General features: G+C 41.7%; 25 protein-coding genes and 1 tRNA gene. 5 read left to right on the forward strand and 21 right to left on the reverse strand.

Features of this window, described 5'->3' with window-relative positions:
* Positions 1-101: 101 nt before the first annotated feature.
* The 10 genes from vncS to HT731_RS01940 all read right to left on the reverse strand — a co-directional run bounded on the left by vncS (position 102) and on the right by HT731_RS01940 (position 10,546).
* Positions 102-1,430 carry a sensor histidine kinase VncS gene (gene vncS, locus HT731_RS01895; protein ID WP_140834126.1) on the reverse strand — a complete coding sequence of 443 codons (1,329 nt, stop codon included), beginning with the start codon at positions 1,428-1,430 and terminating at the stop codon, positions 102-104.
* On the reverse strand, positions 1,427-2,083 hold the full coding sequence (vncR, locus tag HT731_RS01900; protein ID WP_000697944.1) for a response regulator transcription factor VncR: 657 nt from the start codon (positions 2,081-2,083) through the stop codon (positions 1,427-1,429). Before vncR ends, vncS begins: the two co-directional genes overlap by 4 nt.
* 141 nt (positions 2,084-2,224) lie before the next feature.
* Entirely contained in the window at positions 2,225-3,604 is a 1,380-nt protein-coding gene (gene vex3 / locus HT731_RS01905) for an ABC transporter permease subunit Vex3 (protein ID WP_061759467.1), read from the reverse strand.
* A gap of 55 nt (positions 3,605-3,659) precedes the next feature.
* Positions 3,660-4,307: an ABC transporter ATP-binding subunit Vex2 gene (gene vex2 / locus HT731_RS01910; protein ID WP_000173751.1), complete on the reverse strand. Its 648-nt coding sequence runs from the start codon at positions 4,305-4,307 to the stop codon at positions 3,660-3,662.
* Between the two features lie 12 nt (positions 4,308-4,319).
* Complete coding sequence (locus HT731_RS01915; protein WP_061759466.1) at positions 4,320-5,597, reverse strand: ABC transporter permease; 1,278 nt, start codon at positions 5,595-5,597, stop codon at positions 4,320-4,322.
* A gap of 140 nt (positions 5,598-5,737) precedes the next feature.
* Positions 5,738-5,823 (reverse strand) — tRNA-Leu (locus HT731_RS01920).
* Positions 5,824-5,903: 80 nt separating this feature from the next.
* Positions 5,904-6,479 carry an isochorismatase family cysteine hydrolase gene (locus HT731_RS01925; protein WP_049539920.1) on the reverse strand — a complete coding sequence of 192 codons (576 nt, stop codon included), beginning with the start codon at positions 6,477-6,479 and terminating at the stop codon, positions 5,904-5,906.
* The gene (gene codY, locus HT731_RS01930) at positions 6,479-7,267 is read right to left on the reverse strand and encodes a GTP-sensing pleiotropic transcriptional regulator CodY (RefSeq protein ID WP_000940740.1); all 789 of its coding nucleotides are present in this window, start codon (positions 7,265-7,267) and stop codon (positions 6,479-6,481) included. The genes HT731_RS01925 and codY overlap by 1 nt, the downstream gene beginning before the upstream one ends.
* Positions 7,268-7,544: 277 nt before the next feature.
* Positions 7,545-9,122, reverse strand: coding sequence for a DEAD/DEAH box helicase (locus HT731_RS01935; RefSeq protein ID WP_061759465.1), 1,578 nt, complete (start codon positions 9,120-9,122; stop codon positions 7,545-7,547).
* Positions 9,123-9,319: 197 nt separating this feature from the next.
* Positions 9,320-10,546 carry an OFA family MFS transporter gene (locus tag HT731_RS01940; RefSeq protein ID WP_000774076.1) on the reverse strand — a complete coding sequence of 409 codons (1,227 nt, stop codon included), beginning with the start codon at positions 10,544-10,546 and terminating at the stop codon, positions 9,320-9,322.
* Positions 10,547-10,739: 193 nt separating this feature from the next.
* Here HT731_RS01940 and HT731_RS01945 point away from each other — a divergent pair, with 193 nt between their 5' ends.
* The 4 genes from HT731_RS01945 to HT731_RS01960 all read left to right on the forward strand — a co-directional run bounded on the left by HT731_RS01945 (position 10,740) and on the right by HT731_RS01960 (position 15,596).
* On the forward strand, positions 10,740-12,056 hold the full coding sequence (locus tag HT731_RS01945) for an FAD-containing oxidoreductase (protein ID WP_000958930.1): 1,317 nt from the start codon (positions 10,740-10,742) through the stop codon (positions 12,054-12,056).
* 204 nt (positions 12,057-12,260) lie between these two features.
* Positions 12,261-13,604: a lipid II isoglutaminyl synthase subunit MurT gene (gene murT, locus HT731_RS01950; RefSeq protein WP_061759464.1), complete on the forward strand. Its 1,344-nt coding sequence runs from the start codon at positions 12,261-12,263 to the stop codon at positions 13,602-13,604.
* On the forward strand, positions 13,604-14,386 hold the full coding sequence (gene gatD / locus HT731_RS01955) for a lipid II isoglutaminyl synthase subunit GatD (RefSeq protein ID WP_000263163.1): 783 nt from the start codon (positions 13,604-13,606) through the stop codon (positions 14,384-14,386). The genes murT and gatD overlap by 1 nt, the downstream gene beginning before the upstream one ends.
* A 127-nt stretch (positions 14,387-14,513) precedes the next feature.
* Positions 14,514-15,596, forward strand: a complete 1,083-nt coding sequence (locus HT731_RS01960; RefSeq protein ID WP_173277442.1) for a Xaa-Pro peptidase family protein — start codon at positions 14,514-14,516, stop codon at positions 15,594-15,596.
* A gap of 37 nt (positions 15,597-15,633) precedes the next feature.
* Here HT731_RS01960 and HT731_RS01965 read toward each other — a convergent pair whose 3' ends face one another.
* From HT731_RS01965 to HT731_RS02000, 8 genes are all read right to left on the reverse strand, one after another.
* Positions 15,634-16,095 carry an ECF transporter S component gene (locus HT731_RS01965; protein ID WP_000814970.1) on the reverse strand — a complete coding sequence of 154 codons (462 nt, stop codon included), beginning with the start codon at positions 16,093-16,095 and terminating at the stop codon, positions 15,634-15,636.
* Positions 16,073-16,846 carry a bifunctional hydroxymethylpyrimidine kinase/phosphomethylpyrimidine kinase gene (locus HT731_RS01970; protein ID WP_173277444.1) on the reverse strand — a complete coding sequence of 258 codons (774 nt, stop codon included), beginning with the start codon at positions 16,844-16,846 and terminating at the stop codon, positions 16,073-16,075. Before HT731_RS01970 ends, HT731_RS01965 begins: the two co-directional genes overlap by 23 nt.
* Complete coding sequence (truA, locus tag HT731_RS01975) at positions 16,836-17,585, reverse strand: tRNA pseudouridine(38-40) synthase TruA (protein WP_173277446.1); 750 nt, start codon at positions 17,583-17,585, stop codon at positions 16,836-16,838. The genes HT731_RS01970 and truA overlap by 11 nt, the downstream gene beginning before the upstream one ends.
* Positions 17,586-17,683: 98 nt before the next feature.
* Positions 17,684-18,835: an MFS transporter gene (locus HT731_RS01980; protein WP_061759459.1), complete on the reverse strand. Its 1,152-nt coding sequence runs from the start codon at positions 18,833-18,835 to the stop codon at positions 17,684-17,686.
* Positions 18,836-18,961: 126 nt separating this feature from the next.
* Positions 18,962-19,591 (reverse strand): Pr6Pr family membrane protein, encoded by a 630-nt coding sequence (locus tag HT731_RS01985; protein ID WP_061759458.1) that lies wholly within the window; start codon positions 19,589-19,591, stop codon positions 18,962-18,964.
* A gap of 2 nt (positions 19,592-19,593) precedes the next feature.
* Entirely contained in the window at positions 19,594-19,932 is a 339-nt protein-coding gene (locus HT731_RS01990) for a zinc ribbon domain-containing protein YjdM (protein WP_061759457.1), read from the reverse strand.
* A 129-nt stretch (positions 19,933-20,061) separates the two neighbouring features.
* The gene (gene cmk, locus HT731_RS01995) at positions 20,062-20,733 is read right to left on the reverse strand and encodes a (d)CMP kinase (RefSeq protein ID WP_061759456.1); all 672 of its coding nucleotides are present in this window, start codon (positions 20,731-20,733) and stop codon (positions 20,062-20,064) included.
* A gap of 8 nt (positions 20,734-20,741) precedes the next feature.
* The gene (locus HT731_RS02000; protein ID WP_061759455.1) at positions 20,742-21,227 is read right to left on the reverse strand and encodes an SAG1386/EF1546 family surface-associated protein; all 486 of its coding nucleotides are present in this window, start codon (positions 21,225-21,227) and stop codon (positions 20,742-20,744) included.
* Positions 21,228-21,278: 51 nt separating this feature from the next.
* On the opposite strand from HT731_RS02000, the gene HT731_RS02005 reads away from it, so the two are divergent.
* Positions 21,279-21,485 (forward strand): ferredoxin, encoded by a 207-nt coding sequence (locus tag HT731_RS02005; protein ID WP_173277448.1) that lies wholly within the window; start codon positions 21,279-21,281, stop codon positions 21,483-21,485.
* A gap of 50 nt (positions 21,486-21,535) precedes the next feature.
* Here the strand turns inward: HT731_RS02005 and HT731_RS02010 are convergent, their stop codons facing one another.
* The 3 genes from HT731_RS02010 to HT731_RS02020 all read right to left on the reverse strand — a co-directional run bounded on the left by HT731_RS02010 (position 21,536) and on the right by HT731_RS02020 (position 24,728).
* A complete protein-coding gene (locus HT731_RS02010; RefSeq protein WP_173277476.1) occupies positions 21,536-22,519 on the reverse strand; it encodes a glycosyltransferase family 2 protein in 984 nt (327 codons plus the stop codon).
* The gene (gene galE / locus HT731_RS02015) at positions 22,503-23,522 is read right to left on the reverse strand and encodes a UDP-glucose 4-epimerase GalE (RefSeq protein ID WP_024057477.1); all 1,020 of its coding nucleotides are present in this window, start codon (positions 23,520-23,522) and stop codon (positions 22,503-22,505) included. The genes HT731_RS02010 and galE overlap by 17 nt, the downstream gene beginning before the upstream one ends.
* 102 nt (positions 23,523-23,624) lie before the next feature.
* Positions 23,625-24,728 (reverse strand): FAD-dependent oxidoreductase, encoded by a 1,104-nt coding sequence (locus HT731_RS02020; protein ID WP_173277450.1) that lies wholly within the window; start codon positions 24,726-24,728, stop codon positions 23,625-23,627.
* Positions 24,729-24,740: the final 12 nt, after the last annotated feature.

Below are 24,740 nucleotides of genomic sequence, written 5' to 3' on the forward strand. Positions count from 1 at the left end.
TTACATTGTTCATTTTATCACTTTTTGACAAAAAAATCTAGTTTTTCCCGTAGTTTCGATTGAATTTCTTCTAGCTTCATCTATGTAAACCCTTTCTCTCCCTAGTCTTGGGCGACTTTTGGAAAAGCTATGAAGAAGGTCAAACAATTCTCCTGCATCTCAAAACGATAAGGTAATTTTTCATGTTCCAATAGACTCTTGACCACAAAGAGCCCCATCCCAGACCCTTTGGCCTTGCGACTAGCATTGTCAGAAAAAGACTGGGCTAGTTTTTCTTGTTCTTCTGGGCTACAGCTATTCTCGATAAAAAGCTCCCCTTCTCTTTCTCCAATTCGAACTAAGCCACCTGGAACAGAGTGCTTAATGGCATTGCTGATGAGATTAGATAGGATCAACTTCATAACTGATGGGTTTAGATAAGCCTGCTGATGGGTCAAACTATTGTCTATCTGGAGTTCCCTTTCCTTAGCTAGCAAGACATAATCCTTAACCAGACTTTGCGTCATCTGGTGTAAGTCAATTTGTTCCCTATCATCTCGTAATTCCTGTACAGACGAGAGAGAAAGTATCTGGAGAACATGGTGATTAAGCTCATCCACAATTCCTAAGGCAACTCCCAGATAGTGGTCTCTATCCTTATAACGCCCGACATTTTCTTTCATGTTTTCAATCAGGATTTTCAAACTAGCCAGAGGTGTTTTCAATTCATGAGAAGCACCTCGTAAAAATTCGACCTTCATCTTCTCCAGCTGGAGAATAGCTTCATTCTTATCATGCAAGTCCGCAATAACAGTCAAAAGATGCTGGTAAAGGCTATTAATTTGTTCCTTGAGATCACCAATCTCATCCTTAGAATCCACACGTAATCGCACTTGGACATCCAAATCCATCATCCGACGGGTCACTCGCTTGATTTCCAATATCGGAGCAACAATGGTCCGAGCATAGATATAGGCTACCAAGAGGGAAATCAGAAAGGAGGCCAGCAAAGTATAAGGGAGAAATTGTAGACTAATCTGCTCTGCTTCCTTTTGCAAATCCATGGACGCTAGAAACTGGAGAATCATGGTACCACCGTCCTGCGTTGTCACCTCCCGCTCCTCAATAAAAAGCGAGGTTGTCTGGCGGTCTGTGTCCAGAGGAAGACTTTCCTTGACCTCCAACTTGTCCTCGGTCATCTCTCCCTTGACGGCCCCCTTGATATCACTAGTCTGGGAATACAGCTCTAACACTTGCTCGATACTCTGCCTATTCTTACCTTCTAGGGACTGGGCAATGGCTGTCGCTTTCTGGCCAATGGTTTCCTGACGATGACTCAGATAAGTCGAAGGAAAGAGAAAATAAATGGCTAAATGAAGGCAAATTACCAGAACACTAAAAATCGAGAAGGTATAGATAAATATCTTTTTAAATAAACCTGTTCGTTTCATTTTCGCTCCAATTTATAACCAACATTGCGCACAGTGAGGATGCAGTCCAAGTCCAGCTTTTTCCGCAATTCCTTGATATAGACATCAATGACACGGTCAAAAGGAACCTCATCTGTCACCTTCCAGACAGCATCGATTATCTGAGAACGAGTCAAGGCCCTTCCTTCATTTTTAACCAAATAATCAAGAATTTCCAACTCTTTAGCATTGATGGCTACTTCCTCACCTGCTAGGCTGGCACTGTAGCTCTCAAAATCCACCCTGGCATCTTTATAGGAGAAGATTCGTCCTGTATCATAATAGCGTTTGAAAATCGCATCTACCCTCACTTTTAAGAGAGAAAGGGAGAATGGTTTTTCCAGATAGCCATCTGCCAGAGAGGCAAAGGCACTCATCTTGTATTCCTCATCCTGAAAGGCAGTCAGCATCAATACAGGAACCTGACTGGTTTTACGAATCTCAGCTAGGACTTCTAGGCCGTTGAGCTTGGGCATCTGGATATCCAGTAAAACCAGGGCTACCTCATAGCTAGAAAATTGCTCCAGTGCTTCCTGACCGTCCGCTGCCTCAATAGTTTCATAACCACAATCCGTCAAATAATCACTGATCCCCTCACGGATCATCTCTTCATCTTCTACAATTAAAATTTTCATAGAAAAACGTTTCACATTCCTTTAAATTTCTTGTAAAGCAACTTGCTTTCATCCTGATAAACAGAGGATTTACCAAGACAAAACAGATAAAAATGCTACCTATATTATACCCCATTTAGGGGAGAATAGGTAGCAAGTTTGTTATTCGCTATCCAGCAGAAGCTCTTTGGGTTGTTTTCTGAGGAGATTGCTTGAAGCAAGCGCCATAACGAGAACCACTAGAACCAAGGCTAGGACAAAGACGATGATAAAGTCTGATGTCTGAATAGAAATATCTAGGCTCGACAAGGTCTTGCTAAAACCATCTACTTCTGCACCACCACCAAGGTTAGAGGCTTGAGCTGCCTTGCTGGCTTGCTTGGCAACACCTGAAGTGACATTGGCAAGAACAGTATTTCCGATTGCACGCGCTGTGTAAGTAGCTAAGAAGTAAGCAGAAACAAGAGCAGGTATGGCAATCAAGATGGATTCAGTGATGAATTGACCCAAGATACTTGCCTTCTTGAGACCGATAGAGAGGAGAATACCCACTTCCTTGCGACGGGCATTGATCCAAAGGCTGAGCAAGAGGGCAAGGAGAAGAACTGAGAAGCTCAAGCTGCCCCAGAAGAGGAGGTTGGCCATCTTGTACATGCCAGTGATGGATTGCTCAAGAGCTGGGTAGTTAGATGAGCTCTTAACGAGTGTATAGCTCTTCCAGTTGATACCACTGATGCCATTCAACTCTTTCATAACATCATCCAAGTTCTTGTCCGCTGTTACAAAGAAGGTTGCGTCCCCATAAATAGCTGTGTCTTCTGTGTAACCATATAGTTTAGCAGCCGTATGGATGTCTGTGATAGCTGTGTTCTCGTATAGTTCTTGTGAGTAGGTTACTGCCGACTTATTGTGACCATCAAAGAGTCCCTTGATTGTCACTTCGACTGTTTCCTTGGCACCTTTTTCATTGTCTGCATCGTAGATATTAGAGTCTAGTTTGACCTTGTCCCCTACTTTCCAGCCGTGTTTGGCTGCCAAGTCCTTGTGCATGAGAATCTTGTTTTTGTCATCGTTAGTTAGGTGCTCACCTTCGACCAACTTATAAGAACCAGAGACAAACTTGTCTTCTTTAGAAGAGTCATTGACACCTGTAATCATCAAGCTACTTCCAAAATGTTTAGCACGGTCAGGTGTCAGATTTTTCTTGGTTTCTGGAGTTTCGATAAGTTCATATCCACTCAAATCTCCAATGGCATTAATGCGTTTAACATAAGACTCGATGGCCTTATTTTCGGTGATTTTTTTGATATCTTCACCCTTGATATTACCAGCACCACGTGGCGTTCCTTGATTAACGCGACGATTGATTTGCATGGAGAAGCTGTTGGTGATATTTTTAAAGGTCTCCTGAGAAGCCTTGGCAGTAGCTCCCTTGATCGACAAGCCGACCAAACTCAAGCTCGCCATAAGGAGAATAATCAGGAAGATGACAATCGATTTGAAAAACTTCCTTGTAACATAGGCAAATGCGTTGTGTAACATAGGTTCCCTTTCTAGATTTTGTTTTACTTTATAGTTCTAACAGAAAAAGCTCATATTATTTCGTCGTATTGCGAGTTTCAGTCAGTTTCTTGTCCTTCAATTCAAGTGTAATATCTGACGCTTGTGCCACTTCTTTGCTGTGAGTTACGACGATGACACATTTACCTGTTTTTTGGGCAAGTGATTTGAGCAGTTCGACAATATCTCCAGCAGTTTTAGGGTCCAGATTTCCTGTTGGCTCATCAGCTAGAATAACTGGAGCTTCCGATACCAAACTACGAGCAATTGCAACACGTTGCTGTTGCCCCCCTGATAACTGGAGAACATTCCGCTTGATCTGACTTTCATCCAAACCAAGCTCAAGCAGTGTATCCTTGCTTGCCTTTTTGTTGACCAAGCGGATATTTTCCAGTGGAGAAAGATAATCTATCAAGTTATAATTTTGAAAGACCAGGGAAATATGGTGCATGCGATGGTAAGAATAGCCCTTCTTACGAATATCCTCTCCTTGAAAAAGGATAGAACCTTCAACAGGACTATCTAGACCAGCAAGTAGGGACAAGAGTGTGGATTTTCCTGCTCCTGACTCCCCAATAATACTGTAAAATTTCCCGGGTTCAAAATTATAATTGATCTGATATAGGACTGCTTCAGCAGTGTTCTTATAACGGTAGGTAACATCTTGTAATTGTAATAAAGTCATGATTTCTCCTTCTTAACTAATAGATGATAAAATTTCTTTAGGTGATTTTCTAAATAAGAATAGGAAACAAAGGGCTACAGATAAGCAACTAAGCAGAACTAGAAAAACATAGGATTCTGCAAATGATAGGATATTAGTTGATAGACTGCTTGCTTTAGCTAGTGTATCTTGTAAGCTTGCCTGATCTCCACTTGCTAGGACAGATTGGAGCAGATAGGATGTAATGGCGTTTCCTGCAACAAATGCCGGAAGCAAAGCACCGATAGATACCAAAACCACCTCTAAACAGAATTGTAGGAAGATCGAGCTCTTGCCTTTTCCAAGTGCCAGAAGGATTCCCACTTCGTAAACCCTTTCTCTCAACCAAAGAGACAAGACCAAAATTAAGGCTCCAGCTCCAGCTATCAACATCCCATAAAGGAAGATGGTCAGGAAGGTTTGGAAGGTAGCAACTGAGTCTTTGATTTGTTCAAAAGCCTTGCTTTCCTTCTCGACTTGGTAGCCTTGACTTTCCAAGACTAAGTTTTCCACCTGCTTCATAAGTCCATCCATTTCCTTAGGATTTTCTACATAGAAGCGAGCTGAACTGACTTGAGGTTCACCATTTTCCAAAAGGATTTGGCTACTTTCATAGTCTGTAAAGACTTGGTTTTCACTGAAGTCGGAAGATAAGCCTGTGAATTTCTCCTGTTTTTTACCAGAAAAGATGCCGACAATCTCAAACTCTACTGTTTGTCCTTTGCCAGATTCTGACTGTCCAGCATCCAAGCTAATCTTATCATGAAGCGTAAGACCGTTCTTCTTGGCCAACTCTTCGTGGATCAAGATTTTCTTGGAATCCCCTTTTTGAAGGTGTCGCCCTTCTTTTAGATTGAAAGCCGAGCTGGTAAAGATCACATCCTTAGATGAATCCTCAAGAGCTGTTAAACTAACCAAGTTTTTGTCTGCAGCTGATAAATCATCACGCTCCACGCTCTGCTCGCCACTCACCGCTTCCTTGTCTTTTAATTTTGCGACCGTCTCGAGTTCAGGAGAGACATTTTCCAGTCCCTTAATCTTGCTTACAGATACTAGGTCCGACAGCTTGAAAGTCTGACCATTTTCTATCTTCTTAATCGAAAAAGATGTGTTGAGTGATTTGTAAAGATTGGTTTCAACTGTTTTGTTGGACTTCATCAGAGTCAAACAGGCTGAAATTCCAGCCAATAGGACCAATAAAATTAGAAATAAAATAAAACTTCTCAGTCGTTTTCTGCTGACATAAGCCCAAGCTCTTTGGATTGGATTCATTTGTCACCTCCATATTTGTAAGACTATTATAAAATCCAAATATGAAATGTTTATGAAATGCAAAAAAAGAGCAAAAATTTTTTTGCTCTACTTGAATTAGATGAAAACAAAAGAGCTAGCCTAAGCTAACTCTTATCCTATGCGGAGAGAGGGACTTGAACCCTCACGACCTAAAGCGGTCACAGGATCCTTAGTCCTGCGCGTCTGCCAATTCCGCCATCCCCGCGTCGATTACTTTACTAGTATATCAACTTTTAGGACTCTTGTCAACACTTTTTTCAAATTTTTTTCATTTCATCAACTAAATTACTCTGAAAGTTCATTTAGCTTCTCATCTACTAACTTAGCTCCAAGTGTATTTTTGAAATGGCCTAGAGCAAATTGATGATTTTCAGGCCAGATAGAAGCAACGGCTGGTTGAACAATCTCGATGTCATATCCTAGATTATAGGCATCTATAGCTGTATGCAGAACACAGATATCCGTCAAGACACCTGTTAAGATAACTGTAGAAATTCGACGCTCTCTCAAACGAATATCTAGGTCAGTCCCTGAAAATGCTGAATAATGGCGTTTATCCATCCAAAAAACTCGACTGTCTGAACCATGCTCTTGATAAAAGGTTCCCAAATCTCCGTATAAATTCCGTCCACTCGTCCCAATCAAATTGTGAGGAGGAAATAGCTTGCTTTCTGGATGGAAACAATCGTTTTCTTCATGAGCATCAATGGTAAAGAAGATGTAATCTCCTCGTTCAAAAGCTAATCGAGTCACCTTACTAATGGCTTCCGAAATAGCTTGAGCTGGAGCACCTGCTGTCAATTTACCACTGTCGGCAACAAAATCTTCTGTATAATCAATCGAAATCAAAGCTTTAGTCATTAGTAATCTCTTTTCTTCACTTCTTCAAAAATATCTGAAATCAAGACCTTAAGGTAGGTTCCCTTCATTCCAAGTGAGCGACTTTCAATAATTCCCGCAGACTCAAGTTTACGAAGAGCATTGACAATCACAGAACGGGTAATACCGATACGGTCTGCAATCACAGACGCAGTCAACTGCCCTTCATTTCCATTTAATTCCCCTAAAATTGCTGAAACAGCACGGAGTTCGGAGTAAGACAGAGTATTAACCGCCATGGTAACAGCAGTACGGCGACGGATATTTTTCTCATCTTCTTCACGCTGGAAGTTGAGGAGTTGAATTCCAACAACGGTACTCGCAATCTCAACAAGAATCAAGTCCTCGTCTTCAAATTTTTTATCATTGCGCCAAATAATCAAAGAACCAAGGCGAATCCCTGATACATGAATCGGTGCAATGGTTGTCAAGCCATCTGGAAAATCCGAACGACTCTCTACAGGGAAAATACTCAAATCATGATCAACTGTCAGATTGGCTTCTGTATCGTAAATCATGTTCGCACCTTGAATGTAGTCATCTGGGAAAATCTTAGTTTGGAAGAATTGCTCTACACGATCTGTATTGGTTTTATAACGCATAAAATAACCAAGGAGACGTCCCTTGCTATTGACGATACAAGCGTTACAGTCAATAATATCTGCCAATTGACGGGTAATCGCATTGTAGGGAAGTTCTTCCTGCAACTGCTCCTCCGAGCGCTTCAGGATAGAAGTAATTTTTCTTGTTTTTTCTAGTAAATGTGCCATTTTTCACCTCGAATTTAATCGCTATCATTATAACATAAAAAGCTTGAATTTTCAATTATTATCTGAAAATTGCTTATTTAATTGCAATTTAGACTAGCTGAAATATTTTAGAAAATTAGGTTTTCTTGTTGACAACCTAATTTATTTTTGATATTATATTATCATAAGAAGATGGATGGATAATACCTTTCCATTTCACCTATCCTTTGCTATCACCATCTTCTTTCAACCTTGGTCTCCTTATATAAAAAAGCGATTCATTTTGAACCGCTTTTTCTTATTTGTCACCCTTGTTACGAATAACAAAGCCTGTTTGCTTTTCGCTTGAAGTATTGCGTGGTTTTTTATTGTCTTTATTACGGTAACGTCTGTCTTTATCAAAACGATCATTGCCACGACTTCCTTTTTTGAAATCATCACGACGACCATTGCCACGGCGATCACGGTCTCGACGGTCGTCCCCACGACGGCCTCCACGACCTCCCTTACCTTTACCACCGAAGCCATTACCTGATGGTTTAAACGGCAGTGGTTTTTCACGCGCAATCTCCACTTCAGGAAGACTATCTGGATCCTGAACTGTTAAGCTGAGAATATACATGGCCAATTCTTCAGGACTAAATTCTGAGGCCAATTGACGAGCATCCTTGCCAAACTTCTCAAAGTTGCTACGAATCTCCTCATTAGCAAAATCACGTTCGATTTTCTTAAGAGCTACTTGCTTTTTAGCTTGGAAGGCTTCTTCTGCACTTGCAGGTTTGAGACCTTTCATGCGTTTCTTTGTCAAGTTCTCGATGATTTGGAGGTAACCCATTTCATTAGGTGAAACGAAGGTAATAGACTGACCTGATTTACCAGCACGACCTGTACGCCCGATACGGTGAACATAACTTTCAGGATCTTGTGGAATATCGTAGTTGTAGACATGGGTCACACCTGAAATATCCAACCCACGCGCTGCAACGTCTGTCGCAACCAAAACATCAAGATTGCCATTTTTAAAGTCACGAAGGACACGAAGACGTTTGTTTTGGTCTAGGTCTCCATGAATTCCTTCTGCACGGAAGCCACGGATTTTCAGACCACGAGTCAATTCATCTACACGGCGTTTTGTACGACCAAATACGATAGCAAGTTCTGGTTGTTCCACGTCCATGAGACGGGTCATGGTATCAAATTTTTCTTGTTCTTTAACTCGGATATAGTATTGGTCAACCAATTCTGTTGTCAATTCCTTGGCAGCAATCTTCACATGCTCAGGTTCTTTCATAAACTGAACACCGATACGCTTGATGGCATCTGGCATAGTTGCTGAGAAGAGTAGGGTTTGACGGTTTTCAGGGACACGAGAAATGATCGCTTCGATATCTTCAAGGAAGCCCATGTTGAGCATTTCATCTGCTTCGTCAAGGATGAGAGTTTCAATATCTTGTAATTTCAAGGCCTTGCGTTTAATCAAGTCCAAGAGGCGACCTGGAGTTCCCACCACGATATGGGCACCAGATTTAAGAGCTTTGATTTGTTTTTCAATGCTGGAACCACCGTAAACTGAGCGAACTTTCACTCCCTTGCTACGGCCAAAGCGGAAGAGTTCTTCTTGACTTTGGACAGCAAGTTCACGTGTTGGAGCGATAACCAAAGCTTGGATGGTCGCTTCTTCTGTACGGATTTTTTCAAGGGTAGGCAAGCCAAAGGCTGCAGTTTTTCCTGTACCAGTCTGAGCTTGACCGATAACGTCCTTACCTTCAAGAGCCAAGGGAATAGTTTGTTCTTGGATCGGACTGGCTTCTACAAAACCAGCTTTTTCAATCTCTGCTAGCAAATCAGCAGACAAGTTTAATTCATTAAATTTCACGTTATTCTTCTTTCTAAAGGTGGTGCGAAGCCACCCTATAGGGCTTAGTTTATACTTTTCTTTTTATGACGGATTTTCATATACTGGATATAAAATCGTGTTGCTTCTTTTCCACAAAAGAAAAGTACTGTTTTCTTTGCAACCTATCTAGTATAACACAAGACAAGCTTAAAAGATAGCCCAATTTCTCTAGAAAATCATGTAAGCGGTTTTTGGCTTTCCTTTTTGATTGAACGACCTAGATAATAAGACAAAGCCAAGGCTATACTATATAAAATGAGAAAAACGAACAAGGTTTGTGTGTAAGAATGAGCCATTTTATAAGTCTCTGCTAATAAAATAGGTCCTGCTAAACCAGCCATTGCCCAAGCTGTTAAAATATATCCATGCAGAGCGGCCAATTCCTTGGTTCCAAAAATATCACTGAGATAAGCCGGAATCAATGAAAAACCAGCTCCATAGCAAGTCATCAAAATAGACATAGCGACTACAAATAAAACGGAATTTGTAAAGAGCCAAAGCGAGAGAGAAAAGAAAAGATTGACAAGCAGTAATATACTAAAGGTTAGAGGGCGACCGATATAGTCAGATAAACTCGCCCAGAGCAAACGACCAAACCCATTGAAAATCCCTAAAACGCCCACCATTACTGCTGCATGACTTGTAGACAAGCCAGCCATCTCCTGTGCCATTGGCGATGCCGCTGAAATTAAGCCTAAACCACAAGCTATGTTGATAAAGAAAATAATCCAAAGTATATAAAACCGATTGCTTTTCAGGGCCTGATTTGCAGCCATTCCTTGCGTCAAAGAGGTTATTTTTTCTTTCCCTGAAACAGATAAAATTGCAAGCTCTTGCTCATTTGGACGCTTAATGAATTGTGAAGCTAGGAGCATGATAATAAAGTAACTTGCACCTAAAATATAAAAAGTTTCTACAAGCCCTACCCCTGCGATGAGATGTTGCGCTATGGGACTAGTCAATAAAGAAGCAAAACCAAACCCCATAATCGCTAAACCTGTTGCGAGACCACGTTTATCAGGAAACCATTTTATAATCGTTGACACAGGGGTAATATAGCCTGCTCCCAAACCAAGCCCACCTAAAATGCCATAAGCGAGATACAACAACCACAGCTCCTGACGGTCTATTGCAAATCCTGTTAAGATATTTCCACCTGCGTATAGAAAAGCAGATAGACTCCCCATGACTCTCGGACCAAATTTTTCTACCAAACGCCCCATAAATGCAGCCGATAATCCCAAACAAAAGATTGCTAGACTAAAGGCAAAGGCAACAGAAGCCTGATCCCATCCCGTTTTTTCAATAATAGGGTTGCGATAAACACTCCAAGCATAAGTCGAACCCAGCATTAAGTGTAAAATGACCCCAGCAAAAGCAATAATATAACGATTCAATTTCATAAAACCTCCTATTTTCGAACATTTATTCTATCTTATATAAAAATAGATAGGATTTTAGTTTATCAAGCTTGTCAAAAAATTACTAGTTTTTTGTTTGGAAAGCGTTTTTAGCTTTTTCTGTCTTTTTCGTAGCAGAATTGTGCAAAAGTTTTTTTCTTGTGCTAGAATGAAAGTCGAAAAGGAGGAATTCTAAATGTTAACTTATGATTTAATCGTTATCGGATTTGGTAAAGCTGGTAAAACACTAGCTGGTAAATTGGCTTCAGCTGGCAAAAAAGTTGCCCTCGTTGAACGTAGTAAAGCTATGTATGGTGGAACTTGTATCAACATTGGTTGTATCCCAACTAAAACTTTACTAGTTGCTGCTGAGAAAGACTTGTCTTTTGAAGAAGTGATTGCTACCAAAAATACTATCACTGGTCGCCTCAATGGTAAAAACTATGCTACTGTTGCAGGTACAGGCGTGGATATCTTTGATGCGGAAGCTCACTTCCTTTCAAATAAAGTCATCGAAATCCAAGCTGGTGATGAAAAGAAAGAACTGACCGCTGAAACAATCGTCATCAACACTGGTGCTGTTTCAAACGTCTTGCCAATCCCTGGACTTGCTACAAGCAAAAACGTCTTTGACTCAACAGGTATTCAAAACTTGGACAAATTGCCTGAAAAACTTGGAATCCTTGGTGGCGGAAATATCGGTCTTGAATTTGCTGGTCTTTACAACAAACTTGGAAGCAAGGTTACAGTTCTAGATGCCTTGGATACTTTCCTACCTCGTGCAGAACCTTCCATCGCAGCTCTTGCTAAGCAATACATGGAAGAAGACGGTATTGAATTGCTTCAAAATATCCGCACTACTGAAATCAAAAACGATGGTGACCAAGTGCTCCTTGTAACTGAAAACGAAACTTACCGTTTCGACGCCCTTCTCTACTCAACTGGACGCAAACCAAATGTAGAACCACTTCAACTTGAAAATACAGATATTGAACTAACTGAACGTGGTGCTATTAAAGTAGACAAACATTGTCAAACAAACGTTCCTGGTGTCTTTGCAGTTGGAGATGTCAACGGTGGCCTTCAATTTACTTACATTTCACTTGATGACTTCCGTGTTGTTTACAGCTACCTTGCTGGAGATGGCAGCTACACACTTGAAGACCGTCTCAATGTACCAAACACTATGTTCATCACACCTGCACTTTCACAAGTCGGTTTGACTGAAAGCCAAGCTGCTGATTTGAAACTTCCATACGCAGTGAAGGAAATCCCTGTTGCAGCAATGCCTCGCGGTCACGTAAATGGAGACCTTCGCGGAGCTTTCAAAGCTGTTGTTAATACTGAAACAAAAGAAATTCTTGGAGCAAGCATCTTCTCAGAAGGTTCTCAAGAAATCATCAACATCATCACTGTTGCTATGGACAATAAGATTCCTTACACTTACTTCACAAAACAAATCTTCACTCACCCAACCTTGGCTGAGAACTTGAATGACTTGTTTGCGATTTAAGTTGAGATTTAATCGTATCGAACAGCCCTCTGAGGGCTGTTTTCATTTCTGCGAAATCTCATACTCTTCGAAAATCAAATTCAAACTACGTCAGCTTCACCTTGCCGTACTCAAGTACAGCCTGCGGCTAGCTTACTAGTTTGCTCTTTGATTTTCATTGAGTATCAAATCTGTCTTTTCCCTCTTTTATGATATAATAGAAACATGAACTTAAAAACTACTTTGGGCCTTCTTGCTGGGCGTTCTTCCCACTTTATTTTAAGCCGTCTTGGCCGTGGAAGTACGCTCCCAGGAAAACTTGCCCTTCAATTTGATAAAGATATTTTACAAAACCTAGCTAAGAACTACGAGATTGTCGTGGTCACTGGAACCAACGGAAAAACCTTGACAACTGCCCTCACTGTCGGCATTTTAAAAGAGGTTTATGGTCAAGTTCTGACCAACCCAAGCGGTGCCAACATGATTACAGGAATTGCGACAACCTTCTTAACAGCCAAATCGTCTAAAACTGGGAAAAATATTGCCGTTCTAGAAATCGATGAGGCCAGTCTATCTCGTATCTGTGACTATATCCAGCCAAGCCTTTTTGTTATCACCAATATCTTCCGTGACCAGATGGACCGCTATGGTGAGATTTACACAACTTACAAGATGATTTTGGATGCTATTCGTAAAGTGCCTACTGCCACTGTTCTCCTTAATGGAGACAGCCCACTTTTCTACAAGCCAGCTATTCCAAATCCTGTACAGTATTTTGGTTTTGACTTGGAGAAAGGTCCAGCCCAGCTGGCTCACTACAATACCGAAGGAATCCTCTGTCCTGACTGCCAAGGCATCCTCAAATATGAGCATAATACCTATGCAAACTTGGGTGCCTATATCTGTGAAGACTGCGGATGTAAACGTCCTGATTTAGACTATCGCTTGACAGACTTGGTTGAGTTAACCAACAATCGCTCTCGCTTTGTCATTGACGGACAAGAATACGGTATTCAAATCGGTGGGCTCTATAATATCTACAACGCCCTAGCTGCTGTGGCTATCGCCCGTTTCCTCGGCGCAGATTCCCAACTAATCAAGCAGGGATTTGATAAGAGCCGTGCTGTCTTTGGACGCCAAGAAACCTTCCATATCGGTGACAAGGAATGTACCCTCGTCTTGATTAAAAATCCAGTCGGTGCGACCCAAGCTATCGAAATGATTAAACTAGCTCCTTATCCATTTAGCCTATCTGTCCTCCTTAACGCTAACTATGCAGATGGAATTGATACCAGCTGGATCTGGGATGCTGATTTTGAACAAATCACTGACATGGACATCCCTGAAATCAACGCTGGCGGTGTGCGTCATTCTGAAATCGCACGTCGTCTACGAGTAACAGGCTATCCAGCTGAGAAAATCACTGAAACAAGTAGTCTGGAACAAGTTCTTAAAACCATTGAAAACCAAGATTGTAAGCATGCCTATATCCTTGCTACCTATACTGCTATGCTGGAATTCCGCGAACTGCTGGCTAGTCGTCAGATTGTTAGAAAGGAGATGAACTAATGGTTTATACTTCACTTTCCTCAAAAGCTGGCAATTACCCCTATCAGCTCAACATTGCCCACCTCTACGGAAATCTCATGAATACCTACGGGGACAATGGAAACATCCTCATGCTCAAGTATGTGGCTGAAAAACTAGGAGCCCATGTGACGGTTGACATCGTTTCACTTCATGATGATTTTGATGAAAATCACTACGACATTGCCTTTTTCGGTGGCGGTCAAGACTTTGAACAGAGTATCATTGCAGACGACCTACCTGCTAAAAAAGAAAGCATTGACAACTACATCCAAAATGACGGTGTGGTTCTCGCTATCTGTGGCGGTTTCCAACTATTGGGGCAATATTATGTTGAAGCTTCAGGTAAACGTATCGAAGGGCTAGGGGTCATGGGCCACTACACCCTCAACCAGACCAATAACCGCTTTATTGGTGACATCAAGATTCACAATGAAGATTTCGATGAAACCTACTATGGTTTTGAAAATCATCAAGGCCGTACCTTCCTTTCTGATGACCAAAAACCGCTGGGACAAGTGGTTTATGGAAATGGAAACAACGAAGAAAAGGTCGGCGAAGGGGTTCATTATAAGAATGTCTTTGGTTCTTACTTCCATGGGCCCATCCTCTCTCGCAATGCCAATCTAGCTTATCGCCTAGTCACTACTGCCCTCAAGAAGAAATATGGTCAGGACATTCAACTCCCTGCTTATGAGGATATTCTCAGCCAAGAAATCGCTGAAGAATACAGCGACGTCAAAAGCAAGGCTGACTTTTCTTAAACCAAGAAAAACCATATCAAAGAGCTCCGATAAGATAGCGGAGTTCTTTTTGTCTTTTCTTTTACCCTTCTCCCTTGCATTTTCTCTCTTTTTTTGCCAAAATAGAGGGGTAGAAAGAAGGTAGCATATGTCTAAATTACAACAAATCGTAACATATCTTGAATCAGAAAAACTAGACGTCGCTGTCGTATCTGACCCCGTCACAATTAATTACCTCACTGGCTTTTACAGTGATCCCCATGAACGCCAAATGTTCCTTTTTGTCCTAGCGGATCAAGAACCCCTCCTCTTTGTCCCAGCCCTTGAAGTTGAGCGTGCTACTAGTACTGTTTCCTTCCCAGTTGTGGGCTATGTGGATTCTGAAAATCCATGGCAAAAAATGAAACATGCTCTTCCACAGCTTGACTTCAAACGTGTCGCTGTTGAGTTTGACAATCTCATCTTGACCAAATATCATGGCTTGAAAACCGTTTTTGAAACTGCTGAGTTTGACAACCTCACTCCTCGTATCCAACGCATGCGCCTCATCAAATCAGCTGATGAAGTGCAAAAAATGATGGTTGCAGGTCTCTATGCTGATAAGGCTGTTAAGGTTGGTTTTGATAATATTTCTCTTGATAAGACGGAGACAGATATCATCGCTCAAATTGACTTTGCCATGAAACGTGAAGGTTATGAAATGAGCTTTGATACCATGGTCTTGACTGGTGATAATGCTGCAAATCCACACGGCATTCCAGCAGCTAATAAGGTTGAAAATGACGCCCTTCTCCTCTTTGACCTTGGTGTTCTGGTCAACGGCTATGCTTCAGATATGACTCGTACAGTCGCTGTTGGTAAACCAGACCAATTCAAGAAAGACATTTACAACTTGACTCTTGAAGCCCAACAAGCTGCTCTTGACTTTATCAAGCCAGGTGTGACTGCACATGAAGTGGACCGCACTGCCCGTGAAGTCATCGAAAAAGCTGGTTACGGTGAGTACTTCAACCACCGTCTCGGTCATGGTATCGGTATGGATGTCCACGAATTCCCATCTATCATGGAAGGAAACGACATGGTCATCGAAGAAGGCATGTGCTTCTCTGTTGAACCAGGTATCTATATCCCTGGTAAAGTCGGTGTTCGTATTGAAGACTGTGGTGTTGTTACCAAGGATGGCTTTGACCTCTTTACAAGCACCAGCAAAGACTTGCTTTATTTTGATTAATATTATACAAAAAAAGTTAGCTCGAACAGCTAACTTTTTACTTTATCTTTTTGATACTTTGACTAAGGATAAATCCTACAATCATCCCTACCATATTTTGCATGAAATTTGGTAGGATTTCTGGTAGGGCTGCTGCCCAGCCATTCATCAATGTAGAACCCAAGGCGTAACCCCCTACCATGGCAATCGTTGCTAAGATAAGGCCTAACCACTGAGTTTTTCCTTTAAATCCTGCGAAAAATCCCTGCAAGCCATGGTTAACCAAGCTAAAGAACATCCACTGAGGATAGCCTGATAAGAGGTCAATCAAGAAACCTGCTAGTCCTCCTACTACAGCCCCTTCACGACTACCAAAGTAGAAGGCCGCAAAGAAGACACCAGCATCTAAAAGAGTTAGAATGCCTGTCGGTGTTGGAATTTTTAAGAAATAACCTAGAACCACAGAGAGGGCGGTTAATAGGGATACAAGGGCAATTTTAGTTGTTTTGGTTTGCTTCATATTGTCTCACTCCATACTGATCTGCTTGTGCAATAGCACGATAAACGAAAGCCTTAGAGCTTTCTACTGCTGGTAAAAGTTCATCACCTTTGACTAGATAACTGGCAATGCTGGAAGCAAAGGTACAACCTGCACCAGCATTTTGCCCTTGGATGACAGGATTTTCTAGGACTGTAAAGTTTTGTCCGTCATAAAAGACATCCACAGCCTTGTCCTGACTAAGGCGATTACCTCCCTTGATAATGACTGCTGGCGCTCCTAAGTCATGCAATTTCTGTGCTGCAGCCTTCATGTCTTCCAAGGTTTTAATTTCCTGACCTGCCAATAATTCTGCTTCAGGAAGATTAGGAGTAATCACACTGACATAAGGGAAAAAACGAATCAGTTCTTGACAGAGTTCACTTACAGCTACGTCGTGTGTTTCCTTGCAGACCAAGACGGGATCCAGCACCACAGGCACTCCTGGGCGTTGTTTGATAAAGTCCAATGCTTTCTCAGCTACACTGACAGTTGGTAGAAGACCAATCTTAATCCCTGCAAACTCCACATCACGCAAGCTATCTAATTCATGTTGAAAAATGGTATCGTCGGTTGGAAAGACTTCAAAGCCCTTTTCTGTTAAAGCTGTCAAGCAAGTCACTGCTACAAAGCCATGCAAGCCGTTCAAGGTATAGGTAGCCAAATCAGCTGACAGGCCACCACCACTAAAAATGTCATTTCCAGAAAGTGCTAAAATACGATTATTCTTCATAACGAATCTCCTTTAAATACAAACCATTAGGTGCTGCAGTGGGACCAGCAAGTTGCCTATCCTTCTTCTCCAAGATCAGGTCAATCTGCTCTACTGGCATACGGTTGTTTCCAATTTTGAGCAGTGTCCCCACCATATTGCGAATCTGTTTATACAAGAAGCCATTTCCTGAAAAGGTAAAGGTCAAAAACTGACCTGTCTCATCAACTGTTAAACTAGCTTCTGTGATGGTGCGAACCTTATCCTCTACACTAGTACCAGAGGCTGTAAAGCCAGTGAAATCGTGGGTTCCTTCAAGCTTTTTGACAGCCTCCTGCATCCGTTCCACATCAAGCGGATAGGGAAAGTGAGTGGCATAATGACGGCGCATGGGATTTTTAGGACGCCCCCTATCCACGATAAACTCATAGGTCTTGCTGTGCTTGGCATAACGGCAATGAAAATCATCCTCCACTAGCTCAATAGAAATCACATCAATATCTTCAGGGGACTGGGTGTCCAAGGCAAAGCGAAGTTTTTCCTCATCCATCTGGTAGGGCAAGTCAAAATGAATAACCTGTCCCAGGGCATGAACACCACTATCTGTCCTACCAGCACCGTGAACAGTAATGGCTTGCCCTTTATTTAACCTGGTCAAGGTTTTTTCAATTTCTTCCTGAACGCTACGCGCATGAGGCTGGCGCTGAAAACCAGCAAAGGCGTAACCATCATAGGAAATAGTTGCTTTATATCTTGTCATGACTTCTATTGTATCAAGAAATTAGTCTGGAGACAAGATTCTAAAACAAATACTGTCTGGGTACAAAAAACTCAAAAGAAAAACTTAGGAAACCAATCCTAAGCTCTCTTTTGAAGTAGGTACATGACAAAGATAGAGGTTACAATCAACCAACCTCCTAAGATACTAAAGACCAACATTCCATTTTGTGTTAGCAAGCCAATTGCACTTAGAACGAATGGTGTCGTAAAGGCTCCGAAACTACAGCCTAATACAGCAAATGAAGTTGCTTGATTGAGGAGTTTAGCTGGAATTCGTTCAGAAACAAGTTGAAAGACGGTCGTCAAAGCTACACTGTAGGCAAAACCAGCAAGAATGCTTCCTGCTACTACCACCCACAAGGATGGAGACAGGGCAATCACAATTTGACCTAAGCCGAAGGTAATACCAGACCAGAGGAGCAGTTTCTCTTTAAAAATAGAAATCAAGAAAGAAAAACTCACACCAGCCACAATCCCGATCAACTGCATGACACTAAGAACAAAACTAGATAACTGGGCATCTCCAAGTCCTCTTTCCACCATCAAACTTGGAATACGGATGGTAATAGCTGTATTCGTACAAACTACAACCGCTGCTTCAATAGCTAGGATAAAAATCAAGCCTTTCATTTCCCGAGTTAAGCGACTTGCTTCCTTCTCTTTTTTCTTGACTTCTTTCTTTTCCTTTCCATAAGGGACAAAGAGCAAATAAAGGATCAGCACCAAAAATCCAGCACTATAGGCTAGGAAGGTAGCTGTCCAACCAAAAGCCAACAACTGGCCGACTGCCAAGGTAATGAGAGAGGCTCCAACGACCTCTGCAGAGCCACGTAGCCCCAACATCTGAATCCGCGTTTTGCCTTGATAACGTTCACTGATAATAGAAATAGCCTTGGCATTGATCATCCCAACACCCAAACCAAAAAGAATTCTTGTTCCAAAGACAAAGGGGTAGGCTTGATACCAAAATGGAGCCGTTCCACTTAGTGATAAAATCAATAATCCCAAACTAATCTGTAAACGCTCAGGAAATATTTTTTCTAAGAAACCATTTAGTAGCAACATAATCATGATCCCAAAGGAAGGCAAGCTCGCCAAGAGCTCAATTTGTTCCTTAGGATAACCTTGATAATAGTCAAACATGGCTGGCAGGGCACTCGAGATGGAAAAGGATGTAATCAAAACGAGGGAGAGAGCCAAAATACTGGCCCGTTCTAAAAATTGTTTCATGAAATCTCTTTCTATATTTTCTCTTAATCTTCTGCCTCTTTTAATAGTTATCAAGTAGGCAAGAAAAGAAGAAGCCTCTTTAGTGTACAGACTCCTTCTTAAACTCGAAAATGAATTCCTTGTGCCTTAAGATGATTTTTTCTTGATTTGCTTGACAAAGTAGAAGATAAATCCTGCTACCATATAGGCAACAAAGATAATCAGACACCACTTGAACACGACATCCCAACCCTTGTTCACATTCAAAAAGAAGTAAGGGAAAGGACTGACCTTAGAATTAGGAATGTCTAATTTCAGTACCAAGCCATTAAAAAGAGCAAAAATCATATACAGCAAGGGTAAAATCGTCCACACAACTGGATCCCAGATTTTGTATTGACCCTGTTTATCAAAAAAGAGGGTATCTGCTAAAAACCAGAGGGGAACGATATAGTGGCAAAGGAAATTTTCTAGAGTATAAAAATTAGTCGCAATAGGCGCTAAAAGGAAATGGTAAATCACACAGGTAATCATGATACTCATGGTGACCCCACCTTTTAAGCGCAGGAGACTTGGCCTTTGCCAATTTTCACCTAAACGGCTCATAACCTTTAGAAGATAGAGCGTAAAAATCGCTACTAAAAGATTTGACAGAACCGTATAATAGAGCAACATCCCAAATCCACCATGCTTGGCGATTTCAAGATAAACTCCCGTGAAAGCCGCTAGAAACAAGAAGATACGGCTATAAAATACAAGTTTGTAGTGCTTTGACATGCTTAAATTTTCTTCACAAACTCTGATTTGAGCTTCATAGCACCGAAGCCATCAATTTTACAGTCGATATTGTGGTCACCTTCTACGATGCGGATATTTTTCACGCGCGTCCCTTGTTTCAAATCTTTTGGCGCACCTTTTACTTTTAAGTCCTTGATGAGAGTTACTGTATCACCGTCAGCCAATTTATTTCCGTTGGCATCGATAGCGACAAGGCCTTCTTCTACATCTGCAACTTCAGCAGGATTCCACTCATGAGCACACTCTGGGCAAACCAGTAGGGTACCGTCTTCGTAGACATACTCTGAGTTACATTTTGGGCAATTTGGTAGGTTGTTCATGGTTTCTCCTTATCATCATTCACTATTCTTTGAAAATCAACATTTCTCGAACAGCAACTATTATACCCTAAAATCAGCATTTTGACAAATTTAGAAAAAACCGATATCAATCTATCGGCTTTTCTACATTTACATTCTTTTTTCAGCTTCTGCTTTGATTTTTTCAACTACTTCTTGAATGTTCAAGCCAGTTGTATCAAGGTAGACAGCATCCTCTGCTTGTTTGAGAGGCGAAGTCTCACGATGACTATCCTTGTAGTCACGCGCAGCAATTTCCTCTTTTAAGGTTTCAAGGTCTGTCTCAATTCCCTTGGCAATATTTTCCTTGTAACGGCGCTCTGCTCTTTCATCTACCGAAGCTACTAGAAAAATTTTCAGTTCTGCTTGTGGCAATACAACCGTTCCAATATCGCGACCATCCATGACAATCCCACCTTGCTGGGCGATTTCCTGTTGAAGAGAAACTAGTTTCTCACGCACTTGAGGAATTGCCGCAACAGCAGAAACATGATTGGTAACTTCATTTTCACGAATAGGGTGGGTAATATCCACATCTCCTACAAAGACAAGTTGCTCTCCAATTTCTGAGCGTCCAAAACTGATTGGATGCTGGTCCAATAAGTCTAAGAGTTCTTCAACTTGTTCAACTCCTAATTGGTTCCTGAGAGCCATGTAGGTCGCTGCACGATACATAGCACCTGTATCTAGATAGGTGTATCCAAAATCCTTGGCAATAATCTTTGCGACCGTACTCTTACCACTTGAAGCAGGGCCGTCAATAGCAATTTGAATTGTTTTCATAGTAACTCCTATTTGATTTTGACAACATCACCTGGATTAGCAAACCAAGATCCTGTAGCCATATGTCCAGGATTCAAGGCCTCTAACTGAGCAATGGAGATTCCTGCACGAGCGGCAATAGCTGCTTCTCCTTCTCCAGCCAAAACTTTTGTAGTTCCTTCTGGATCAGTTGGATGTTCTGAACTACTAGATGACTCTTCTACCTTTTCCTCTGAACCAGAAGATGCCTGCTCTGAACTACTAGAAGATGAAATCTGTACTACATTTGCATCAGAATCATGAAAATCTTTCAAGGCTGCTGTACGATTACTCCCACCTGATGACAGATAAATCAGAACAATAATCATCACCACCACAATTACAAAGAAAATACTAGCTAAAATAGTCAAGATACGATTCGCTATAACTCCACCACCCTGTGATTTCGAACGACGGCCTGATCTTGTTTCTTCTTGATTTTCATAAATATCTTCTTGCCACGGTTCTTTTGCCATACCTTACTCCTTGTTTTTTTTTACTTTTCTTATTACAATATAAATATGAACATGAAAATCACACTTATACCCGAACGTTGTATCGCCTGTGGGCTGTGCCAAACTTATTCTGATTTATTTGATTATCACGATAATGGAATCGTGCGTTTTTACGATGATCCTGATCAACTAGAAAAAGAAATTTCTCCTAGCCAGGACGTAGTAGATGCTGTTAAAAATTGCCCAACTCGCGCCCTGATTGGAAACCAGGAATCCTAAATCAATGGCGGTAATCCACTCCTTCTAGTTTAGCATATTTCCATGTAAAATTATAGTCTTTTCTCTCTATTTTTTTCGGTCAAAATAGGAAGATCACTTTTTTCTCTAATAAGATAAAGTGGTCTTTTTTTAGTCTCTAGATAAATCTTACTGATATACTTGCCGAGAATCCCAATGGTCAAGAGTTGAATGCCTCCAAGAAAGAGAATAACAGCCATCAGAGAGGTCCAACCTGATGTCGGATTGCCCAAAATGAGGGTTCGAACCACGACAAAAAAGGTCATAAGCAGAGAAATAAAACAAGATAGGAGACCAGCTACGAAGGCTATAATCAGGGGAAAATCTGAAAAATTAACAATCCCTTCAATGGAGTAGAAAAAAAGTTGCCTAAAACTCCAACTGGTCTTGCCGGCCTGCCTTTCGACATTTGGATAGTCCAGATAGTGGGTTTTAAAACCGACCCAGGCAAAGAGTCCCTTAGAAAAACGGTTGGACTCCGTCAAGCTTAAAATGGCATCGACCACAGACCTTCTCATCATGCGAAAATCACGGACACCTGACGGCAGGGCTACTGGACTAATTTTTTGCATAAGGCGGTAAAAGAGATTAGCACAAAAACTGCGAAAGAAGGGTTCTCCCTCCCGACTAGTTCTCCTTGTTCCAACACAGTCCAAGTCTGTATTCTGGTCTAGTAAGGCTTTCATCTCAAGCAACATACTAGGAGGATCTTGGAGGTCTGCATCCATCACCACCACCAAATCTCCTGTCGCATATTGCAAACCTGCATGGAGGGCTGCTTCTTTTCCAAAATTTCGAGAGAAAGAAATATAATGTACTGCCGGATTTTGTTCCCGATAGGCCTTTAAGAGTTCCAAGGTTCCATCACTTGATCCATCGTCGACAAAGACATACTCGATTTCTGTTTCCAAATCTGGAAGTAAAGCTTCCAAAGCCTGATAAAAAAGAGGAAGTACTTCCTCTTCGTTTAAACAGGGGACAATGATTGACATCACCATCTTAGTCTTCAAATCCATTTGGATGCTTGCTTTGCCAACGCCATGCATCTTCACACATTTGGGTGATGCCGAGTTCTGCTTCCCAGCCCAATTCTGCTTTGGCTTTTGCAGGATCTGAATAGCAGGCTGCGATATCCCCTGGGCGACGGTCTACGATGCGGTAAGGAATTGGACGTCCCACTGCTTTTTCCATATTTTGGATAATTTCAAGAACTGAGTAGCCTTTACCTGTTCCAAGGTTATAAACGTTTAGACCTGAACCTTTTTGGATTTTTTTCAGAGCTGCGACGTGACCTTTAGCCAAATCGACAACGTGGATATAGTCACGAACACCAGTTCCATCTTCCGTATCGTAATCGTCTCCAAACACTTGCACTTGCTCTAATTTCCCAACGGCTACTTGAGTTACATATGGCAAAAGGTTATTTGGAATACCGTTTGGATTTTCTCCCAAATCACCACTCTCATGGGCTCCGATTGGGTTAAAGTAACGAAGTAAGACCACATTCCATTCTGAGTCTGCCTTGTAGATATCTGTCAAAATTTCCTCTAGCATAAGCTTAGTACGGCCGTATGGATTGGTCACTGAAAGTGGGAAATCTTCCAAGATGGGTACTGTGTGCGGATCTCCGTAAACTGTCGCAGAAGAACTGAAAATGATGTTTTTACAGTTGTTTTCTTCCATTACCTTCAAAAGACTAACAGTCCCAGCAATATTGTTGTCATAGTAGGCAAGAGGAATACGGGTAGATTCACCGACAGCCTTCAAGCCAGCGAAGTGAATGACCCCTGTTGGTTCTTCTTGCTTGAAAATATCTCTGAGGGTATCTGTGTCTCGAATATCTGCCTCATAGAAAGGCACTTCAACTCCTGTAATTCTCTCAACAACTTCTAAACTTTTACGATTGCTGTTGACAAGGTTATCCACCACAACAACCTGATGACCTGCTTGGATTAACTCAATAACTGTGTGAGTTCCAATAAAACCTGCCCCACCCGTTACCAAAATCTTTTCTTGCATCTTCTTTCCTCGATTCTCGGATTATTTTTTCTTATTTTACCATTTTTGATAGGGAATGTCATTTGCCATCCTAGAGGGGAGACTAAAATTTAAGTAAAATTCTTATTCACTTTTTACTCGTTTGACATAGTTTTCAATTGGGTAGTTTACTGGATCCAAGGTCAACTCCTTGTCTTGGATAAGTTGGGCTAGATGGTAACCAATGATAGGACCAGTTGTGAGGCCTGATGAACCTAGTCCACTAGCAGCATAGACACCTGCTAATTCTGGCACCTGCCCAAAGAAAGGAGAGAAATCACTGGTGTAGGCACGGATTCCCACACGCTCAGCTCTGGAAGTCGCTTCTACCAAGCCTAGATAGTGAGGTAAGGCCGCATCCTCCATTTGCTGGAGCAAGGCTTCATCCACCGTCAAATCAAATCCCATATCATTTTCATGGGTAGCGCCTAAGGATAATTTCCCACCTGCAAAAGGAATCAAATCCCACTCCCCTTCTGGCATAACAACAGGATAGGATTCCATGTCTTGGGCAAGTTGATAGTCTCGGAGTTGTCCTTTTTGAGGACGAACATCCACTTTATATCCTAAGGGTTCTAATATGTGTCCCAACCAAGCTCCCGTCGCTAAAATAACCTGATCAAACACCTCTGTGCCAATCTGATGTCCTGATGCTAAAGGTGTCAGACTCACTTTTTCTTTGACCAGTTTGACTTGACTAGCTTCTAGCAAACGAGTCACTAAGAGTTGGCCATCTACTCTCGCTCCACCAGAAGCGTAGAGCAGGCGGTCGAATCCCTGCAAGCCAGGGAATAATTCATTTGCTGAGGCTTGATCAAGAATGGCTAACTGCCCTATCAAGGGAGACTCTTCTCTGCGCTGGAGAGCTAGTTGATAGAGTTCTTCCAACTTAGATTCATCCCTTTTCAGGAGAAAGACTCCCGAGCGCTGGTAAAAGTCGATTTTCTGACCAGACTTTTCTAAATCAGCTAACAAATCCACATAAAAGTCAGCCCCCAAGCGTGCCATCTTGTACCAAGCTTTATTGCGACGTTTGGAAAACCAAGGACTGATAATTCCCGCTGCTGCCTTGGTAGCCTGACCTTTTCCATGGTCAAAAACGGTCACCTCAAGGTCACTTTCTTTCGAGAGATAGTATGCAGCTGTTGCTCCCACAATCCCTGCTCCTATAATAGCAACTTTCTTCATTGTCTTCACCTT

Origin of the sequence: Streptococcus sp. k-163, from assembly GCF_013277555.1 — a bacterium.
In the GTDB taxonomy this organism is placed as follows: domain Bacteria; phylum Bacillota; class Bacilli; order Lactobacillales; family Streptococcaceae; genus Streptococcus.

Coding starts and splice junctions, on each gene's coding strand:
- vncS (WP_140834126.1), bottom strand. CDS start 1,430: ATGAAACGAACAGGTTTATTTAAAAAGATATTTATCTATACCTTCTCG.
- vncR (WP_000697944.1), bottom strand. CDS start 2,083: ATGAAAATTTTAATTGTAGAAGATGAAGAGATGATCCGTGAGGGGATC.
- vex3 (WP_061759467.1), bottom strand. CDS start 3,604: ATGTTACACAACGCATTTGCCTATGTTACAAGGAAGTTTTTCAAATCG.
- vex2 (WP_000173751.1), bottom strand. CDS start 4,307: ATGACTTTATTACAATTACAAGATGTTACCTACCGTTATAAGAACACT.
- HT731_RS01915 (WP_061759466.1), bottom strand. CDS start 5,597: ATGAATCCAATCCAAAGAGCTTGGGCTTATGTCAGCAGAAAACGACTG.
- HT731_RS01925 (WP_049539920.1), bottom strand. CDS start 6,479: ATGACTAAAGCTTTGATTTCGATTGATTATACAGAAGATTTTGTTGCC.
- codY (WP_000940740.1), bottom strand. CDS start 7,267: ATGGCACATTTACTAGAAAAAACAAGAAAAATTACTTCTATCCTGAAG.
- HT731_RS01940 (WP_000774076.1), bottom strand. CDS start 10,546: ATGAAATTGAATCGTTATATTATTGCTTTTGCTGGGGTCATTTTACAC.
- HT731_RS01945 (WP_000958930.1), top strand. CDS start 10,740: ATGTTAACTTATGATTTAATCGTTATCGGATTTGGTAAAGCTGGTAAA.
- murT (WP_061759464.1), top strand. CDS start 12,261: ATGAACTTAAAAACTACTTTGGGCCTTCTTGCTGGGCGTTCTTCCCAC.
- gatD (WP_000263163.1), top strand. CDS start 13,604: ATGGTTTATACTTCACTTTCCTCAAAAGCTGGCAATTACCCCTATCAG.
- HT731_RS01960 (WP_173277442.1), top strand. CDS start 14,514: ATGTCTAAATTACAACAAATCGTAACATATCTTGAATCAGAAAAACTA.
- HT731_RS01965 (WP_000814970.1), bottom strand. CDS start 16,095: ATGAAGCAAACCAAAACAACTAAAATTGCCCTTGTATCCCTATTAACC.
- HT731_RS01970 (WP_173277444.1), bottom strand. CDS start 16,846: ATGAAGAATAATCGTATTTTAGCACTTTCTGGAAATGACATTTTTAGT.
- truA (WP_173277446.1), bottom strand. CDS start 17,585: ATGACAAGATATAAAGCAACTATTTCCTATGATGGTTACGCCTTTGCT.
- HT731_RS01980 (WP_061759459.1), bottom strand. CDS start 18,835: ATGAAACAATTTTTAGAACGGGCCAGTATTTTGGCTCTCTCCCTCGTT.
- HT731_RS01985 (WP_061759458.1), bottom strand. CDS start 19,591: ATGTCAAAGCACTACAAACTTGTATTTTATAGCCGTATCTTCTTGTTT.
- HT731_RS01990 (WP_061759457.1), bottom strand. CDS start 19,932: ATGAACAACCTACCAAATTGCCCAAAATGTAACTCAGAGTATGTCTAC.
- cmk (WP_061759456.1), bottom strand. CDS start 20,733: ATGAAAACAATTCAAATTGCTATTGACGGCCCTGCTTCAAGTGGTAAG.
- HT731_RS02000 (WP_061759455.1), bottom strand. CDS start 21,227: ATGGCAAAAGAACCGTGGCAAGAAGATATTTATGAAAATCAAGAAGAA.
- HT731_RS02005 (WP_173277448.1), top strand. CDS start 21,279: ATGAAAATCACACTTATACCCGAACGTTGTATCGCCTGTGGGCTGTGC.
- HT731_RS02010 (WP_173277476.1), bottom strand. CDS start 22,519: ATGGATTTGAAGACTAAGATGGTGATGTCAATCATTGTCCCCTGTTTA.
- galE (WP_024057477.1), bottom strand. CDS start 23,522: ATGCAAGAAAAGATTTTGGTAACGGGTGGGGCAGGTTTTATTGGAACT.
- HT731_RS02020 (WP_173277450.1), bottom strand. CDS start 24,728: ATGAAGAAAGTTGCTATTATAGGAGCAGGGATTGTGGGAGCAACAGCT.